This is a genomic window from Rhizobium sp. TAL182 (assembly GCF_002117725.1).
Lineage (GTDB): Bacteria > Pseudomonadota > Alphaproteobacteria > Rhizobiales > Rhizobiaceae > Rhizobium > Rhizobium esperanzae.
The window spans coordinates 4,356,296-4,371,372 of record NZ_CP021024.1 but is presented as its reverse complement, the minus strand read 5'-3'; the positions used below and the strand labels follow the sequence as shown (position 1 = coordinate 4,371,372).

General features: G+C 60.5%; 15 protein-coding genes. 4 read left to right on the top strand and 11 right to left on the bottom strand.

Annotation, left to right across the window (positions count from 1 at the left end; translation table 11 throughout):
• Nucleotides 1–352 precede the first annotated feature (352 nt).
• Nucleotides 353–1,897: a M48 family metalloprotease gene (locus tag Tal182_RS21720; protein WP_085860700.1), complete on the top strand. Its 1,545-nt coding sequence runs from the start codon at nt 353–355 to the stop codon at nt 1,895–1,897.
• A 52-nt stretch (nt 1,898–1,949) separates the two neighbouring features.
• Here Tal182_RS21720 and Tal182_RS21715 read toward each other — a convergent pair whose 3' ends face one another.
• The 5 genes from Tal182_RS21715 to Tal182_RS21695 form a co-directional block, all read right to left on the bottom strand.
• Nucleotides 1,950–2,813, bottom strand: a complete 864-nt coding sequence (locus Tal182_RS21715) for an RNA polymerase factor sigma-32 (RefSeq protein WP_064806404.1) — start codon at nt 2,811–2,813, stop codon at nt 1,950–1,952.
• A gap of 377 nt (nt 2,814–3,190) precedes the next feature.
• Nucleotides 3,191–3,763, bottom strand: coding sequence for a CarD family transcriptional regulator (locus Tal182_RS21710; protein WP_011427211.1), 573 nt, complete (start codon nt 3,761–3,763; stop codon nt 3,191–3,193).
• A gap of 394 nt (nt 3,764–4,157) precedes the next feature.
• A complete protein-coding gene (gene fdxA, locus Tal182_RS21705; protein ID WP_011427210.1) occupies nt 4,158–4,496 on the bottom strand; it encodes a ferredoxin FdxA in 339 nt (112 codons plus the stop codon).
• A gap of 193 nt (nt 4,497–4,689) precedes the next feature.
• Complete coding sequence (locus Tal182_RS21700; protein WP_064805635.1) at nt 4,690–5,094, bottom strand: RNA-binding S4 domain-containing protein; 405 nt, start codon at nt 5,092–5,094, stop codon at nt 4,690–4,692.
• A gap of 2 nt (nt 5,095–5,096) precedes the next feature.
• Nucleotides 5,097–8,279 (bottom strand): helicase-related protein, encoded by a 3,183-nt coding sequence (locus Tal182_RS21695; protein ID WP_085860699.1) that lies wholly within the window; start codon nt 8,277–8,279, stop codon nt 5,097–5,099.
• Nucleotides 8,280–9,076: 797 nt separating this feature from the next.
• Here Tal182_RS21695 and Tal182_RS21690 point away from each other — a divergent pair.
• Together Tal182_RS21690 and Tal182_RS21685 are read left to right on the top strand one after the other, a co-directional pair.
• Nucleotides 9,077–9,232 carry a DUF3309 family protein gene (locus Tal182_RS21690; RefSeq protein WP_003543790.1) on the top strand — a complete coding sequence of 52 codons (156 nt, stop codon included), beginning with the start codon at nt 9,077–9,079 and terminating at the stop codon, nt 9,230–9,232.
• 26 nt (nt 9,233–9,258) lie between these two features.
• Nucleotides 9,259–9,519 (top strand): YMGG-like glycine zipper-containing protein, encoded by a 261-nt coding sequence (locus tag Tal182_RS21685; RefSeq protein WP_010029962.1) that lies wholly within the window; start codon nt 9,259–9,261, stop codon nt 9,517–9,519.
• A gap of 416 nt (nt 9,520–9,935) precedes the next feature.
• Here the strand turns inward: Tal182_RS21685 and Tal182_RS21680 are convergent, their stop codons facing one another.
• Together Tal182_RS21680 and Tal182_RS21675 are read right to left on the bottom strand one after the other, a co-directional pair.
• A complete protein-coding gene (locus Tal182_RS21680; RefSeq protein ID WP_064805631.1) occupies nt 9,936–10,661 on the bottom strand; it encodes a beta-ketoacyl-ACP reductase in 726 nt (241 codons plus the stop codon).
• A 67-nt stretch (nt 10,662–10,728) separates the two neighbouring features.
• A complete protein-coding gene (locus Tal182_RS21675) occupies nt 10,729–11,910 on the bottom strand; it encodes an acetyl-CoA C-acetyltransferase (protein WP_085860698.1) in 1,182 nt (393 codons plus the stop codon).
• A 238-nt stretch (nt 11,911–12,148) separates the two neighbouring features.
• On the opposite strand from Tal182_RS21675, the gene phaR reads away from it, so the two are divergent.
• A complete protein-coding gene (gene phaR, locus Tal182_RS21670) occupies nt 12,149–12,724 on the top strand; it encodes a polyhydroxyalkanoate synthesis repressor PhaR (protein ID WP_085860697.1) in 576 nt (191 codons plus the stop codon).
• Here phaR and Tal182_RS21665 read toward each other — a convergent pair.
• The 4 genes from Tal182_RS21665 to Tal182_RS21650 form a co-directional block, all read right to left on the bottom strand.
• The gene (locus Tal182_RS21665) at nt 12,719–13,126 is read right to left on the bottom strand and encodes a hypothetical protein (RefSeq protein ID WP_064805625.1); all 408 of its coding nucleotides are present in this window, start codon (nt 13,124–13,126) and stop codon (nt 12,719–12,721) included. The genes phaR and Tal182_RS21665 overlap by 6 nt on opposite strands.
• A gap of 141 nt (nt 13,127–13,267) precedes the next feature.
• Complete coding sequence (rpmF, locus tag Tal182_RS21660) at nt 13,268–13,453, bottom strand: 50S ribosomal protein L32 (protein WP_003543812.1); 186 nt, start codon at nt 13,451–13,453, stop codon at nt 13,268–13,270.
• Between the two features lie 156 nt (nt 13,454–13,609).
• Nucleotides 13,610–14,257 (bottom strand): glutathione S-transferase family protein, encoded by a 648-nt coding sequence (locus Tal182_RS21655; protein ID WP_085860696.1) that lies wholly within the window; start codon nt 14,255–14,257, stop codon nt 13,610–13,612.
• Nucleotides 14,258–14,270: 13 nt separating this feature from the next.
• Complete coding sequence (locus Tal182_RS21650; RefSeq protein ID WP_085860695.1) at nt 14,271–14,993, bottom strand: DUF1868 domain-containing protein; 723 nt, start codon at nt 14,991–14,993, stop codon at nt 14,271–14,273.
• Nucleotides 14,994–15,077: the final 84 nt, after the last annotated feature.

Here is a 15,077-nt window from a genome sequence, read left to right as displayed (position 1 = left end):
TTCCATTATCGCGTAAATAAATTAAAAGTTGCGATTTTCTCGGAGAGCTGCCGTTTTCCAGCCTGTTGCTTCAATCACGCCGTTCTTTTTCCGTGCCGCCGACAAATCTATGCCTGGTGACGGAATTTTCGCCATAATTTCATCCGAGCGAAGGGAACCTCGATGCCTGAGGCTTGCTAAAATGCAACGGCGCCACAATTAAACAGAGTCTCGCTATGCAACCGATGCGTAAATCAGTTACAGCAACGACGTGTATCGGCCTAGCATGCGGCGCGAGATCAGGGGTGCGCACCTGTTGAGTTCCCCTTGCCAAGGCCGGTCCCCATCTGCGGCAAACCGGCAAAACAGCGACATGATGCGGAGAACCAGACTGGACAGCTTGACGACGTGGAAATCGCCCGCGCTTTCCAGTGATGCCATCTCTGCGGCGCGCCGCTTCGCCCGTCGCCTCATGCTGCTTTCAACCGTCGCAATGGCGCTGAACGGGTGTCAGTCGCTGATCGAACAATCCTACCAGCCGAGCATCTCGCCTTCCTCCAATCCCCAGATCGTCGACGAGGTGCAGAAGAACGATCCGCGCGCGGCGATGGGCGCCCGCGAGCATCCGCGTATCGTGGCAAGCTACGGCGGCGAATATAAGGATGCCAGGACCGAGCGCCTCGTCGCCCGCATCGCCGGCGCGCTAACGGCGGTGTCGGAAAATCCGAGCCAGTCCTACCGCATCACCATCCTGAACTCGCCTGCGATCAACGCCTTTGCGCTGCCGGGCGGGTATCTCTACGTCACCCGCGGCCTGCTCGCCCTTGCCAACGACGCCTCGGAAGTCGCCGCTGTGTTGTCGCACGAAATGGGCCACGTGACAGCGAACCACGGTATCGAGCGGCAGAAGCGCGAAGAAGCCGAAGTCATCGCCAGCCGCGTCGTCGCCGAGGTCCTTTCGAGCGACATCGCCGGCAAGCAGGCGCTTGCCCGGGGCAAGCTCAGGCTTGCCGCCTTCTCCCGCCAGCAGGAGCTGCAGGCCGATGTCATCGGCGTGCGCATGCTCGGCGAAGCCGGCTACGACCCCTATGCGGCCGCCCGTTTCCTCGATTCCATGGCGGCCTACAGCCGCTTCATGTCGGTCGACCCGGAAGCCGACCAAAGCCTCGACTTCCTCTCGAGCCATCCGAACTCCGCCCAGCGCATCGAGCTGGCCCGCACCCATGCGCGCGCCTTTGGCCAGGAAGGGACGGTCGGCGACAAGGGCCGCGACTATTATCTCGACGGCATTGACGGCCTGCTCTACGGCGACAGCCCGGAAGAAGGTTACGTACGCGGCCAGACTTTCCTGCATGGCGGCCTCGGCATCCGCTTCGACGTGCCGGTGGACTTCAAGATCGACAATAAGGTCGAAGCCGTGATGGCCACCGGCCCCAACGACATCGCCGTCCGCTTCGATGGCGTCGCCGACAACCAGAACCAGAGCCTCACAAACTACATCTCCAGCGGCTGGGTGACCGGTCTCGACCCATCGACCATTCAGCAGATCACCGTCAATGGTATGGAAGCAGCCACCGCGCGCGCAAGTGCCGACCGCTGGGATTTCGATGTCACCGTCATCCGCAATAATGCGCAGATCTTCCGTTTCCTGACCGCCGTGCCGAAAGGCAGCGACGCCCTCGAACCGACGGCCAATGTTCTGCGCGCCAGTTTCCGGCGCATGACACCGGCCGAAGCTGCCTCGCTGAAGCCGCTGCGCATTCGCGTCGTCACCGTCCGGCCCGGCGAGAACATCTCGACGCTTGCCGCCCGCATGATGGGCACCGACCGCAAGCTCGATCTCTTCAAGCTCATCAATGCCCTGCCGACGGGTGCGGCCGTTTCCCCTGGCGATCGCGTCAAAATCATCGCCGAATAAAAAAAGCCCGGCTTGCGCCGGGCCAGTCGGTGCTGCTGGAGGGTTAAGAAGTTCAAGCGTAGGCCGCCATATGGGGGTCGGCGCTGACCAGTGCGCTGCGAAGCTTTTCCATCGCCCGGCTTTCGATCTGGCGCACGCGCTCCTTGGAAATGCCGAGATCGGCGCCGAGTTCTTCGAGCGTGGCGCCGTCTTCCGCCAGGCGCCGGGCGCTGATGATCTTCATCTCGCGTTCGTTGAGATGTTTCAGCGCCGAGGCGAGCCAGACGCGGCGGCGCTCGCCGTCGATCATATTGGAAACCTGCTCGTCCGGCAGCGGATCGTCGCTGACGAGGAAATCCATCTTCTCCGCACTCTCGGAATCGCCGGAGACGGAAGGCGCCTGCAGCGAAGCGTCGTTGCCTGAGAGCCTGGCATCCATGGTCTGCACATCGGCGAGGCTGACGCCGAGAGCCGCGGCGATTTCCTGATGAATGGATTGCAGCGTCAGCTGCGTATCGCCCCTGGCGAGTTTGGCGCGCAGGCGGCGCAGATTGAAGAATAGCGCCTTCTGCGCCGAACTGGTGCCGCCGCGCACGATGGACCAGTTGCGCAGGATATAATCCTGGATCGACGCCCTGATCCACCAGCTGGCATAGGTCGAAAAGCGCACGTCGCGTTCCGGTTCGAAACGCGCGGCGGCTTCCAGCAGGCCGACATAGCCCTCTTGCACGAGGTCGCTCATCGGCAGGCCGAAATTGCGGAACTTACCGGCCATGGAGATAACCAGGCGCATATGCGCCATGGCAATTTGGTTGCGCGCACCGCGATCGTCGTGATCTTTCCAGCGGGTGGCGAGATCGTGCTCTTCCTGACGGGCGAGATAGGGGGCGGCCATCGCGATTTTGATCATGCGCCGATCTGCAGACATGTTCTTCATTTCGATCTCCCGAAACAGGCCTTCGCCCTCAAAATGAACAATAAAACTCACCTTCCGGAACATCGCTGTCCGGATTGAATGGGGTTCCGAATGCAAAAAGGGCCTCACCCTGGACTTTTCAGGGAAAGGCCCTAGTTCTCATCATGTGCCGCTAAGACGGCTGGGTCGGACCTGTTTCTTCACGTTGCCGAACGGGCAATATTGAAAAGGCATGAGCCGCTCCTCACCGAATATTGACGGAATAGCAGTTCGCCCGACGAGCCAGCGCCCGACGAGCAGTCCGCAATTACGTGTAGTAAACGCGTCAGTCGGGAAAAAGTTCCAATAAAAAACCCGGCGCGAAGGCCGGGTTTTTTCATGGGAGAGACAGGCTTGCCTTAAGCGGCTTCGTCCTGCGAATCGTCTTCTTCGATCGCCTTGCCGCGCTTCGGACCCTTGTTGAGGTTGGTCTCGACGAGGCGGACGGCTTCGGTTTCCGACATCTTGTTGACAGCGGCGATTTCGCGCGCCATGCGATCGAGCGCTGCTTCGTAGAGCTGGCGCTCGGAATAGGACTGCTCGGGCTGGTTTTCTGCACGATAGAGATCACGCACGACTTCAGCGATGGAAATCAGATCGCCGGAATTGATCTTGGCATCATATTCCTGAGCGCGGCGGGACCACATGGTGCGCTTGACGCGCGCCTTGCCCTGCACAACCTTCAACGCACGATCGACGAAATCCGTTTCCGAAAGCTTGCGCATTCCGATGCTCATCGCCTTGGCGACCGGAACCTTCAGGCGCATCTTGTCCTTTTCGAAATCGATAACGAAAAGTTCAAGCTTCATGCCGGCAACTTCTTGCTCTTCGATAGCGGTGATGGTACCGACGCCATGAGCGGGGTAGACGATCGATTCACCGGTCTTGAAGCCGTGACGTGCTGTAGAAGGTTTTTTCTGCTGAGTCGTCATTCTATTCAAAAACTCCCTGTTACGCTTCCGGCGGCGGCCGGAGCCGGGTCAGTCAGGCCCGGTTGAGACGGTTGCATCCGTCGGGTGACTTCACTCTGGTCCCATCAGGCAAAAGCAAGGACTTCTTGCGCGCGATCTGGGGGACCCGGCGCTCAAAGCGTTGATATGTCACGGAAACCGCGTAAGGATTGGTTTTGCTTTCGTGATGGTTTTGGGCATGCGTCATGCCACAAATGGAACAGTAGGCGAAACCTATCACAAAAATATGAGGAAATCAATAATTTGCTTCGTCTGAGTCATGCGGGCAACACAAATCACCCATATGCCAGACGCAGGATTTAAAACGTTTCACCGCATGGCCGCTCAAATCCGGCGGCCGAATCGCGCAACCGTCTTAGTCGCCGGAACCGGGTTTTTCGGAGAAGTATTTCTCGAATTTTCCGGTCTGGCCATCCATTTCCTTGGCCTCCGGCAACGGGTCCTTCTTGACCGTGATATTCGGCCAGATGCTGGCGTACTCGGTATTGATTTTCAGCCATTTGTCGAGGCCCGGCTCGGTATCCGGCTTGATCGCCTCGGCGGGACATTCCGGTTCGCAGACGCCGCAATCGATGCATTCGTCGGGATGGATGACGAGAAAATTCTCGCCTTCATAAAAGCAGTCGACGGGGCAGACTTCCACGCAATCGGTGTATTTGCACTTGATGCAATTGTCGGTCACGACATAGGTCATGAAGAACTCCAGGATTTCATGCGGATGGGGCCGGGCAACCTGGAACGTCGCGCCTATCCCCTTGCCAGGCGAAAAGCGTGGACAGGCTTGGCAGGCAAGCACGCTTCCGGCAAGTTGTCAGTGACCTATCGGCTTTAGCGCCGGATTTCAAGGATAAACGATCTGCAAAAGCCGCCACCGCAGACAGAGTTTTCTAATCCTCGTCCGACATCAGCCTGTCGATTGCACGTCTTTCCTTCTTGGTCGGACGGCCGGTACCGGTCGCACGGGTCGCTTGCTCAAACGGCGTGAGACGTTTTGTCTCATCCGGCGGTGGGGATTGGTCGTCGTAGAGCAGGCGAGCCTCCTCATAAGGACCCCGTCGCTCCCCGGCGAGACGCACGACGAGGACGACGTCGCGCCGCTCCAGCGTCAGTTCGACGCGGTCGCCCGGCTTGACCATCTGGCTCGGGTGACTGCAGCGCTCGCCGTTGATGCGCACGTGCCCCGACTGGACATGGCTCTGGGCCAGCGAGCGCGACTTCACCATGCGCGTGAAGAACAGCCACTTGTCGATGCGCTGGCGCGAACCGCTTGCCGGCTGTGTCTCCCCGCCCATGATTACTTCTTCATCTGTTCCTTGAGAGCTGCGAGCTTGGCGAAGGGCGAATCCGGATCGATCGGCTTCTCCTTGCGCGGCGGCTTGGCCTCGAAGCGCAGCGGCTGGGCGCCGCGATTGTTGTTGCGGTCGTTACGGTCATTGCGATCGTTACGCTCGCCGCGGTCCTTCCGGTCGCCACGATCCTGACGATCACCGCGCGGCTGGTCCTTGCGCTCGCCCCTTGCCTGCTGCGGCCTGCCGCCGTCGCGGCCGCCACCGTCCTTGCCGCGGCCGTGGCGGTTGTCGCGCCCGTCGCCGCCACGGTTGCCCTCGCCGCCTTCACCACCGTTCGGGCGGCGATTGCGCTCGCCGCGCTCCTGGTTCTGGCCGCCCCGGCGTTCGCCATGGCCGCCGCGTGCTTGGCGATGATTGTCATTGCGGCCGCCGAGACGCCACAAAAGAACCGGCTTCGGTTCCGCCGGCTCGCCAGCTTCCCCGGAAGCGGCAACCTCTGTCGAAGCGGCTGCCTCCGTCTCTTCGGCCGCCGCGTTGCCGTCGCTCGCTTCTGTCGCGGGGACGTCGGCCGCCGTCGAAGCTGGCTCGGCTGCGGATGGCTCGGAAGCAGCCTCTTCGGTCGCTCCGTCGGCATCGTCGTGATCGGCTTTTTCCGCCGCTTCTTCCGCGGATGTTTCCGCGGAGGCGGCGGGGGCTGAAGCTGCGTCCTGCGCCGCAAGATGGGCCGACGCCTCTTCCGCCTTCACGGCATCGCCGCGATAGCCGAGGCCCTTGAGGATCTCTTCCATGTCCTCGAGCGTCGCCCCGAGAATCGACAGCATCGCCGTCGTCGTCGTGAAACGGCGACCGTCATAGGCGCCTTCCGGACGATTGCTCTGACCGGGCTTCCATTGCAGCAGCGGACGGATGATATCGGCGAGCCGCTCCAGAATGTCGATGCGCACGGCGCGCTTGCCGAGGAAACGGAAGCCGGCGAGCTTGTAGAACATCCGCTCGAAGCTCGGATCGGTGACCACCGAGGTGCGCCCGGCGGCCAGCACGGGAATGAGATCGCCGTAGCCCGGCTTGTCGAGACCGTCGTTCTTCAACGCCCAGAGCAGCGTGATCAGTTCGGCAGGTGCCGGCTTCAGAAGGGCCGGAACGAAGATATGATAGGCACCGAAACGTACGCCGTAGCGGCGCATGGAGGCGCGAGCCTCCTGATCCAGCGACTTCACCTCCTCGGTGACGTCACGGCGGAAGAGCACGCCGAGATTTTCGACCAGCTGGAAGGCAAGGCCCTTAGCAAGACCCTGCAGGTCTTCGGCGCGCGACAGATCGTCCAGCGGCTTCAATACCGTGCTGATGTGATGATTGACGAAACGTTCGATACGGGCGGCGACGTGATCGCGGGCATTGCCCGTCAACTGCTCGTCGGCAAGCAAAATCACACGCGGACGCATGACGTGGTCGCTGCCGGAAAGCCGCGCCACCGGATCGCCGAGCCAACGGATCAAGCCATCCGAACCGATCGCCAGATCGCTATTGCCCGCGGCATGCAGCCGGGCCGCACGGGCCTCGAACTCGAGCGCGAGCGCCTTCTGCGACGCAGCCTGAACCGCCTTGGCATCCGGTCCATCCGTTCCCGCCACCGGGGTGAAACGGAATCCGCTCAACTGCCCTACATGATGTCCTTCAACGAAGACATCGCCATTCACACTGATTTCAGCTTCCAGCATCGCATTCTCTCTCAGGCGCTTCATGAGCACAGATGTCCTGCGATCAACAAAGCGTTTCGTCAACCTTTCATGTAACGCATCGGACAATCGATCTTCGATTTCCCGCGTCTTTTCCTGCCAATGTGTCGGATCGGCAAGCCAGCCGGGCCGATTCGAAACGTAGGTCCAGGTCCTTATCTGCGCGATTCGCGCCGAAAGCGTGTCAATTTCCCCATCAGTTCGATCCGAGCGATGAACCTGCTCCGCAAGAAACTGCTCATTTACCGTGCCATAGCGCACGAGATCGGAAAAGAGGGTCGAAATAAGATCGGCATGTTGGGCCGGAGTGATACGCCGGTAGTCGGGCAGCGCGCAAGCCTCCCAGAGTTTTTCGACACGGGCTGGCCTGTCGGCGAGGTCCATTACCTCGGGGTAGCGCGAAAGCTGCTCGAGCGCCTGCTGGTCGACCGCCGGCAGCGCCCGCGTCAGCCCGGGCACGCGCGGCCCGGCCTCCAGGCTGGCGCGCAGCGACTGAATCGAGGAGAAGTCCATCTCCGTCGTGCGCCACTGCAGAACCTTGACGTTGTCGAATTCATGTCCCTCGATGCGCTGCACCAGTTCCTCGTCGAAGGGCGAGACCTGTCCGGTGACGCCGAAGGTGCCGTCCCGCACGTGCCGCCCGGCGCGGCCGGCGATCTGGCCGAGTTCGGCCGGATTGAGGTTGCGGAACTGGTAGCCGTCGAATTTCCGGTCCTGGGCGAAGGCGACGTGATCGACGTCGAGGTTGAGGCCCATGCCGATCGCATCGGTCGCCACCAGATATTCGACGTCGCCCGCCTGATAGAGCGCGACCTGCGCATTGCGGGTGCGCGGGCTGAGCGCCCCCAGCACGACCGCCGCGCCGCCGCGCTGCCGGCGGATGAGCTCGGCGATGGCATAGACCTCATCGGCGGAAAAGGCGACGATGGCGGAACGCTGCGGCAGCCGGGTGATCTTCTTCTGCCCGGCGTAAAGGAGATGCGAAAGCCGCGGCCGCTCGACGATCGTAATCCCGGGCAGGATGTGCTGCAGAATCGGCCGCATCGTCCCTGCACCCAGCAGCAGCGTTTCATCACGGCCGCGAAGGTGCAGGATGCGGTCGGTGAAGATATGGCCGCGCTCGAGATCGCCGGCGAGTTGCACCTCGTCGATCGCGACAAAGGCGGCTTTGGTCTCCCGCGGCATCGCCTCGACCGTGCAAACGGAAAAACGCGCATTGGGCGGCGAAATCTTTTCTTCGCCGGTGACCAGCGCCACGTTCTGCAAACCGACCTTCTCCACCACCCGCGTATAGACCTCGCGGGCCAGGAGCCTGAGCGGCAGGCCGATCACGCCGGTCCCGTGTGCGACCATGCGCTCGATGGCATAATGGGTCTTACCGGTATTGGTTGGTCCAAGCACCGCGGTCACACCGCGCCCGCTCAGAATCATCGGCTGCGAAGTCAGAGTCATGGTCCATGCAAGTGAGGCAAGCGCGCCCCGGGAAAAGTTTTGCCCTTTCGATGAGGCACAGAACACATGGACAGCTGCCGCCGCAAACGCAAGGGCAGATTTCAAAATGCGCCGGGGATTGCGACCTTTGCGAGTCGTCCAGGCGGTCCGAATTTCCGATTTGGAACAGCGTGAGAACGAATCAGAGACGAATCGCTGACTCCTGCTGATTCAGCTTTTGTTCACGGCTAAGTATTGATTTTGAATCACTTTTTCCTACTAAATGCTGAATCGCGGGACTCTCTCCTGTTCGCATTTTTGTGGCCCTGCCGGAGGTCTGTCATGCGCTTTCCGTCAAGTGAAAAATCCGCCGAAATTAACCCTTCGATCAAATCCGGAACGAATCGGCGACGAATCGCCGACTGTGCTGTTTTCCCCTTTCGTTCACGGCCATATCTGGTGGCGTCGTGATGGTCCGCCGCTAGATGCGGGGCAGCGGAAAGGTTCTCGTCACGTCGGTGTTAATCTTCCGGCGAGCAAATTCACACAGCGTTAAGCCTGGCCCGCTTGCGCCACTGGACCGATCAAAAACGGAACGAATCACCGACGAATCGAAGACATCCAGGCCTTCCCGCTTTGTTCACCGCAACATATTGTATATAAACGCCTTTTTAACCATACGAGCGATTTGTCGGGGGTGACGGTTCACAAACCATGAATCGCCTTGCGTCCTAATTCACGCGCCCAACCGGGAACAAAAATCGCCAATGCGTGTTTCTTGTCCATCCAGATTGCGGATGAAATGAAGGAAAAACACCATGCTTGGCACGATACTTCTCGTTATCCTCATTCTGCTCTTGATCGGAGCCTTGCCAAATTGGGGTTATAGCCGTGGCTGGGGCTATGGACCTTCCGGCGGTTTGGGGCTAGTTCTCGTCATTATCATTATCCTTGTACTAATGGGCCGCATCTAAAGCCCGACAACCTGGGGAGTTACGACATGATGAAGAAGATTGTTCTCGTTGGCGCGCTCGTAGGCGCTCTCGCATCCTGCACGGCGACCGAGCAGGGCACGGCGATCGGCGCCGGCACCGGTGCGGTCATCGGCGGCGCCGTCACCAACAGCTGGGGTGGTGCCGCTGTCGGCGCCGTTGCCGGCGGCCTGACCGGCGCTCTCATCGGCCAGTCGGTCGAACGCCGCGGCTACTGCATCTATCGCGATCGCTACGGCCGCCGCTACGAGGCTCGTTGCCGCTACTGACCGGCAAACGCATATCGGACTTCCCAACGGGCGCTTCGGCGCCCGTTTTTCTTTGCCGGCGGGTCCGTCAAAGTGACGTTGACGATCGCGAGAGAGGCGAGGAACGTAGGCAGCGCAACATACCCTTTCTCCCTACCGGGGAGAAGGTGCCGGCAGGCGGATGAGGGGGCCACACGGAACATCCCTCCCCCTATGGAAATCCCGGATGGGTAGGTGATTGGAAAGACCGGCGGCGCCGGCCCCCTCACCCGCCCTACGGGCACCTTCTCCACGAGGGGAGAAGAGGGAATCGAGAGGCCACGTGCTATCCCTTCGCCCCGTTTACGGATGTGAAAAGGACGGGCAGAGACCAATGGTTCGGCCCTGTTGGGTTCGGGTAAGGGGGCTAGGTGGCTTTGCTCGGAGGATCTGCTGTCTTAAACGAAGAACTGCCCGCCATTGGCCGTCAGCGTCGAACCGGTGATGAAGCCGGCATCGTCGGAGACGAGGAAGGTGACGCAACGCGCGATTTCTTCCGGTTCGCCGAGCCGGCCGACCGGGATCTGCGGAATGATGCGTTCATTCAGCACTTTCTCCGGCACGGCAAGCACCATTTCCGTTCCGATATAACCGGGGCAGATGGCATTGACGGTGATGTTTTTCGCCGCCCCTTCCTGGGCAAGCGCCTTGGTAAAGCCGAGATCGCCCGCCTTGGCCGCCGAATAGTTCGCCTGGCCCATCTGGCCCTTCTGGCCGTTGATCGAGGAGATATTGACGATGCGGCCGAAGCTGCGGTCGCGCATGCCGCTCCAGACCTGATGCGTCATGTTGAACAGGCCGGTCAGGTTGGTGTTGATCACCTCGTGCCACTGTTGCGGCGTCATCTTGTGGAACATCGCGTCGCGGGTGATGCCGGCATTGTTGACGAGGATTTCGACCGGCCCAATCTCCCGTTCGACCTTGGTGATCCCTTCACCGCAGGCAGCGTAGTCCGAAACATCCCATTTGAATACCGCAACGCCGGTGACGTCGTGGAAGGCATGAGCCTTCTCGTCATTACCGGCATAAGTGGCCGCAACCCTGTAGCCGGCATTTTTCAGCGCCATGGATATCGCCGCGCCGATGCCGCGTGTACCTCCGGTGACCAGAGCCACTCTGCTCATGTTCCGCTCCCCCTCTGTGTTTTCGCCACTCGTGGCGGCATTTCAATCAATGACGGATCGTATGCTATTAAAGTGCTTCAAAGCACATGGCGACGCCCATGCCGCCGCCGATGCAAAGCGTGGCGAGGCCCTTCTTCGCGCCGCGGCGCTTCATCTCGAACAGCAGCGTGTTGAGAATGCGCGCGCCGGAGGCGCCGATCGGATGCCCGATCGCAATCGCCCCGCCATTGACGTTGACGATCGACGGATCCCAGCCGAGATCCTTGCTGACGGCGCAAGCCTGAGCCGCGAAGGCCTCGTTGGCCTCGACGAGATCGAGATCGTTCACAGACCAGCCGGCCTTTTCCAGCGCCTTGCGCGACGCCGGGATTGGGCCGGTGCCCATGATCGAAGGATCGACGCCCGCCGTTGCCCAGGAAACGATGCGGGCAAGCGGCTGAATGCCGCGCCGGGCCGCTTCCGCCTCGCTCATCAGCACGGCGGCGGCAGCGCCGTCGTTGAGACCGGAGGCATTGGCGGCGGTGACCGTGCCATCCTTGTCGAAGGCCGGGCGCAGCTTGCCCATCGCCTCGAGCGTCGCGCCGTGGCGGATATATTCATCGGAATCGACGGTCACGTCGCCCTTACGTGTCTGGATAACGTAGGGAATGATCTCGTCGGTGAAGCGGCCGGCCTTCTGCGCCGCTTCAGCCTTGTTCTGCGAGGCGACGGCGAACTGATCCTGGTCGTCGCGCGACAGCTGCCACTGCCGTGCGACGTTCTCGGCGGTGATGCCCATATGGTAGCCGTGAAAAGCGTCGGTCAGGCCGTCCTTGATCATCGTGTCGACCATCTTCATGTCGCCCATCTTCGTGCCGCTGCGCAAGTGCGCGGCATGCGGCGCCATCGACATGGATTCCTGGCCGCCGGCAACGATGATCCTGGCGTCGCCGGTGGCGATCTGCTGCATGCCGAGCGCGACGGCGCGCAGGCCCGAGCCGCAGAGCTGGTTGACGCCCCAGGCCGTCGTTTCCTTCGGAAGGCCGGCCTTGATCGCCGCCTGACGGGCCGGGTTCTGGCCTTCGCCCGCGGCCAGCACCTGACCGAGGATCACCTCATCCACCTCGCCGGCGTCGACGCCGGCGCGCGCGAGCGCGCTCCTGATGACGGCCGCGCCGAGTTCATGCGCAGGGACCGTTGCGAATGCGCCGTTGAACGAGCCGACGGCTGTCCGACCTGCGCTGGCGATGACGACGGATGAATTGCTCATGGGGAGGCTCCTCGTTTTTCGTCCCACTTACATAAGGGGAAACTGGCAAAGCTTTGAGCACAAGTCAAACGGGAAGACTGGCCGCCACGATTTTTCGGCAGCAGCCGTCAAAGCCGATTCAGCTGATCTGTTAAAGGTTTGCCGCAACGCACAAAGAGATTGTCACCGGCCTTCTTTTGCGTTTACAGTCTGAAGTGGAGGAACATCCAAAAATCAGACGGGGGTTCAGGAGGCTGATATGGCGAAGAACGAGGGTCAGATAGTCATCAAGAAATACGCCAATCGCCGCCTATACAATACAGGCACCAGCACCTACGTGACGCTGGAAGATCTGGCGGAGATGGTGAAGAAGGGCGAAGATTTTACCGTCCAGGACGCAAAAAGCGGGGATGACATCACCCATTCGGTGCTGACCCAGATCATCTTCGAGCAGGAATCGAAAACCGGCAACACACTGCTTCCGATCTCCTTCCTGCGCCAGCTGATCACCTATTACGGTGACCAGATGCAGATGGTCGTGCCGAGCTTCCTCGAACATTCGATGCGCGCCTTCAGCGAACAGCAGTCCCAGATGCGCGAACAGGTAAACCGTGCCTTTGGCGAAACGCCGCTCGGCAAGAACCTGCAATTGCCGATGCAGATGGTCGAGGACCAGGTTCGCCGCAATACCGAGCTGTTTCAGCAGGCAATGCAGATGTTTTCGCCATTCATGGCGCCGCCGGCGGCCAAGGAAAGCCGCAAGGCCGAGGCCAAGGATATCGACGAGCTGAAGGAGCAGCTCCGCGCTCTCCAGAATAAACTCGACAACCTATAGACCGATAGAGACATCCCGCCCGGCGCTTCGGATCGAAACGGCAAAACCGCCGATCACATCAATCAGAGCGATCGTCATCAAAATGAAGAACACTTGCGTCGCAGCGTCCTGGACGAGCAGAAACTCGACCAGGAAGGCGATGAAGACCAGCATCGACAATATGTGGTTGAGCAGGTTGCCGGGCCCGGTTCGCGTTGCTTTCAGGATTTCGAAGAACAACACGATGAGGGCGACGACGATGAAGAGATCGCCGAGCGCCATGCTCCAGATCGCGCCCGAGAGCATCGACAGCACGATGATGTCGTGCTGCAAGGTTGCGATGCCGCCGCCGCCCATCAGGCCGAGCATTGCCAGATTGTAAAGAATAAACGGAATAATCATCAGCGGCATTGCGGCTACCATCGGCAATCTCCTTGCGCAGGAAGAATACTGCCGCAAACCGCTGCCCTACTGCAAGTCGTTGCAAATATTATCTTGCCGAAATGCCAAAGGCCGGCATGAAGCCGGCCTTGAAACTTGCGATCGGATGATCCAGATCGGAAATTACGCGCTTTCCTTCGGCGTCAGAACCTGGCGGCCGCGATACATGCCGGTCTTCAGATCGATATGGTGCGGGCGGCGCAGTTCGCCGGAGTTCTTGTCTTCGACGTAGGTCGGAGCCTTCAGCGCGTCAGCCGAACGGCGCATGCCACGCTTGGACGGGCTCGTTTTTCTCTTCGGTACAGCCATTTTTCTTACTCCACTTGCGGGCAAGACATTCCCACGGCCAGACTGGCGGCCGAAACGGACATGTCGCGATTTCGGAAATTTTGCGCGCTTATACATGCAAGGGGCGGCCTTGACCAGTCCCCATGCATATTTTTTGCGAAGCCGATGATTCGAGCCTCAGACCTCGTCTTCCGCCACGATCCACGGCTCGGCACGGGCGGCCTCTTCCCATTCCCGCCAGGCCGGATGCGCCTTCATCGTCTCCATATAGGTGAGTGTATCTTCCCGGCTGACGAGATCATAGACGTCGAACCGGTTGACCACAGGCGCAAACATCGCATCCGCGCCGCTGAAGGCGCCAAAGAGAAAGGGGCCGCCGGATTTCTGCAGAAGGTCTCGCCAGATCGTCTCAATACGGCCAACATCGGCGTCGACGCCGTCAGGCAATGCGATCCCGCCTTTTGGTCGGCGAATATTCATCGGGCAGGCATTGCGCAGGGCTCGGAAGCCCGAAAGCATTTCCATCGAAACAGAACGAGCGAGCGCCCGTTCGGCACGGTCGCGCGGCCAAAGGCCGGCGTCCGGATAAAGCTCGGCGGTAAATTCGATGATCGCCAGCGATTCCCAGATCTTCAAACCACCATGCTGCAGGACCGGAACCCGGCCGCTCGGCGATATCGCCTTGATATTGGGATTGCCGCCCGCGTCGTCGAAGGGGATCAGGACTTCCTCGAAATCGACGCCGGCGCCCGTCAGCGCCATCCACGGCCGGAACGACCAGGAAGAATAATTCTTATTGGCGATGTAGAGCGTCGGTCTGTCCATAGGCCTCTCCCGTTCAGGCATCGAAATCGAAGATCAACAGTTCGTGGAAATGGTTCATGTCCTCGAACACGCAGAACGCCGGCGGCGCAAGCTCGAAAACAGGGGCCTTGCGGCGGATATCCTCGGCCACCTCGTCGAGCATTGCCTGCCATCGCGGCAAGGCTTCATCCTCCAGCCGCTCGATCACATAGGCGAAGGTGATGTGGAACTTGTAATCCATATGGTTGGGCTGGCGATAGCCGAGAAGATCGGCAAGCGCGTTGCGCCAGGCGCGCATGACCTTGCGGTCCTTCTCCGTCGCTCCGTCGACGAGCAGGCCCGACGGCCGGGCTTCGACGACGGCGACTTTGAAGGGCTCCGCCATCGAGAAACCTTCGAACCGCGCCGCCATGAGTTCGGTCATATCGTCGATCGGCGTCTCGAGAGGGAGGTCTATAGGCCAGCAGTCCTGCCGGCGCCTGGTCTCGATGACGCCCTCGAAAAGCGTCATGTGAAGGCTTGAGATCGGCGTGAAGAGAAATTGCGACGCCTCGGGCATCGCCAGATATTTCTCACGCGCCTCGATCAGCGCCGTCAGCGTTCTTGAACCCTTCTCGGGGTGGCAGACGATGGTGTTGCCGGCTTCAGGCAGGAAGCCGCCGATCTTGCCATAGCGGCTGCCGAGATGGGAGGGTGGGTTTTGATTGTGCGTCTTTGAGTAAAGCAGAAGCTCGGGAGAAAAGGTCGGGGCGGTCATGGGCGACTCGGGGCTCTGGTTGGACTGCATTCGCCCATATGGCAGAACCAAGAATGTCAGATGACGCTCGCTGCTACTAACGAC

What these genes read in the sequence shown, in the direction of transcription:
- Tal182_RS21720 (WP_085860700.1), top strand. Translation starts at nt 353, where the DNA reads ATGATGCGGAGAACCAGACTGGACAGCTTGACGACGTGGAAATCGCCC.
- Tal182_RS21715 (WP_064806404.1), bottom strand. Translation starts at nt 2,813, where the DNA reads ATGAAGAACATGTCTGCAGATCGGCGCATGATCAAAATCGCGATGGCC.
- Tal182_RS21710 (WP_011427211.1), bottom strand. Translation starts at nt 3,763, where the DNA reads ATGACGACTCAGCAGAAAAAACCTTCTACAGCACGTCACGGCTTCAAG.
- fdxA (WP_011427210.1), bottom strand. Translation starts at nt 4,496, where the DNA reads ATGACCTATGTCGTGACCGACAATTGCATCAAGTGCAAATACACCGAT.
- Tal182_RS21700 (WP_064805635.1), bottom strand. Translation starts at nt 5,094, where the DNA reads ATGGGCGGGGAGACACAGCCGGCAAGCGGTTCGCGCCAGCGCATCGAC.
- Tal182_RS21695 (WP_085860699.1), bottom strand. Translation starts at nt 8,279, where the DNA reads ATGACTCTGACTTCGCAGCCGATGATTCTGAGCGGGCGCGGTGTGACC.
- Tal182_RS21690 (WP_003543790.1), top strand. Translation starts at nt 9,077, where the DNA reads ATGCTTGGCACGATACTTCTCGTTATCCTCATTCTGCTCTTGATCGGA.
- Tal182_RS21685 (WP_010029962.1), top strand. Translation starts at nt 9,259, where the DNA reads ATGATGAAGAAGATTGTTCTCGTTGGCGCGCTCGTAGGCGCTCTCGCA.
- Tal182_RS21680 (WP_064805631.1), bottom strand. Translation starts at nt 10,661, where the DNA reads ATGAGCAGAGTGGCTCTGGTCACCGGAGGTACACGCGGCATCGGCGCG.
- Tal182_RS21675 (WP_085860698.1), bottom strand. Translation starts at nt 11,910, where the DNA reads ATGAGCAATTCATCCGTCGTCATCGCCAGCGCAGGTCGGACAGCCGTC.
- phaR (WP_085860697.1), top strand. Translation starts at nt 12,149, where the DNA reads ATGGCGAAGAACGAGGGTCAGATAGTCATCAAGAAATACGCCAATCGC.
- Tal182_RS21665 (WP_064805625.1), bottom strand. Translation starts at nt 13,126, where the DNA reads ATGGTAGCCGCAATGCCGCTGATGATTATTCCGTTTATTCTTTACAAT.
- rpmF (WP_003543812.1), bottom strand. Translation starts at nt 13,453, where the DNA reads ATGGCTGTACCGAAGAGAAAAACGAGCCCGTCCAAGCGTGGCATGCGC.
- Tal182_RS21655 (WP_085860696.1), bottom strand. Translation starts at nt 14,257, where the DNA reads ATGGACAGACCGACGCTCTACATCGCCAATAAGAATTATTCTTCCTGG.
- Tal182_RS21650 (WP_085860695.1), bottom strand. Translation starts at nt 14,993, where the DNA reads ATGACCGCCCCGACCTTTTCTCCCGAGCTTCTGCTTTACTCAAAGACG.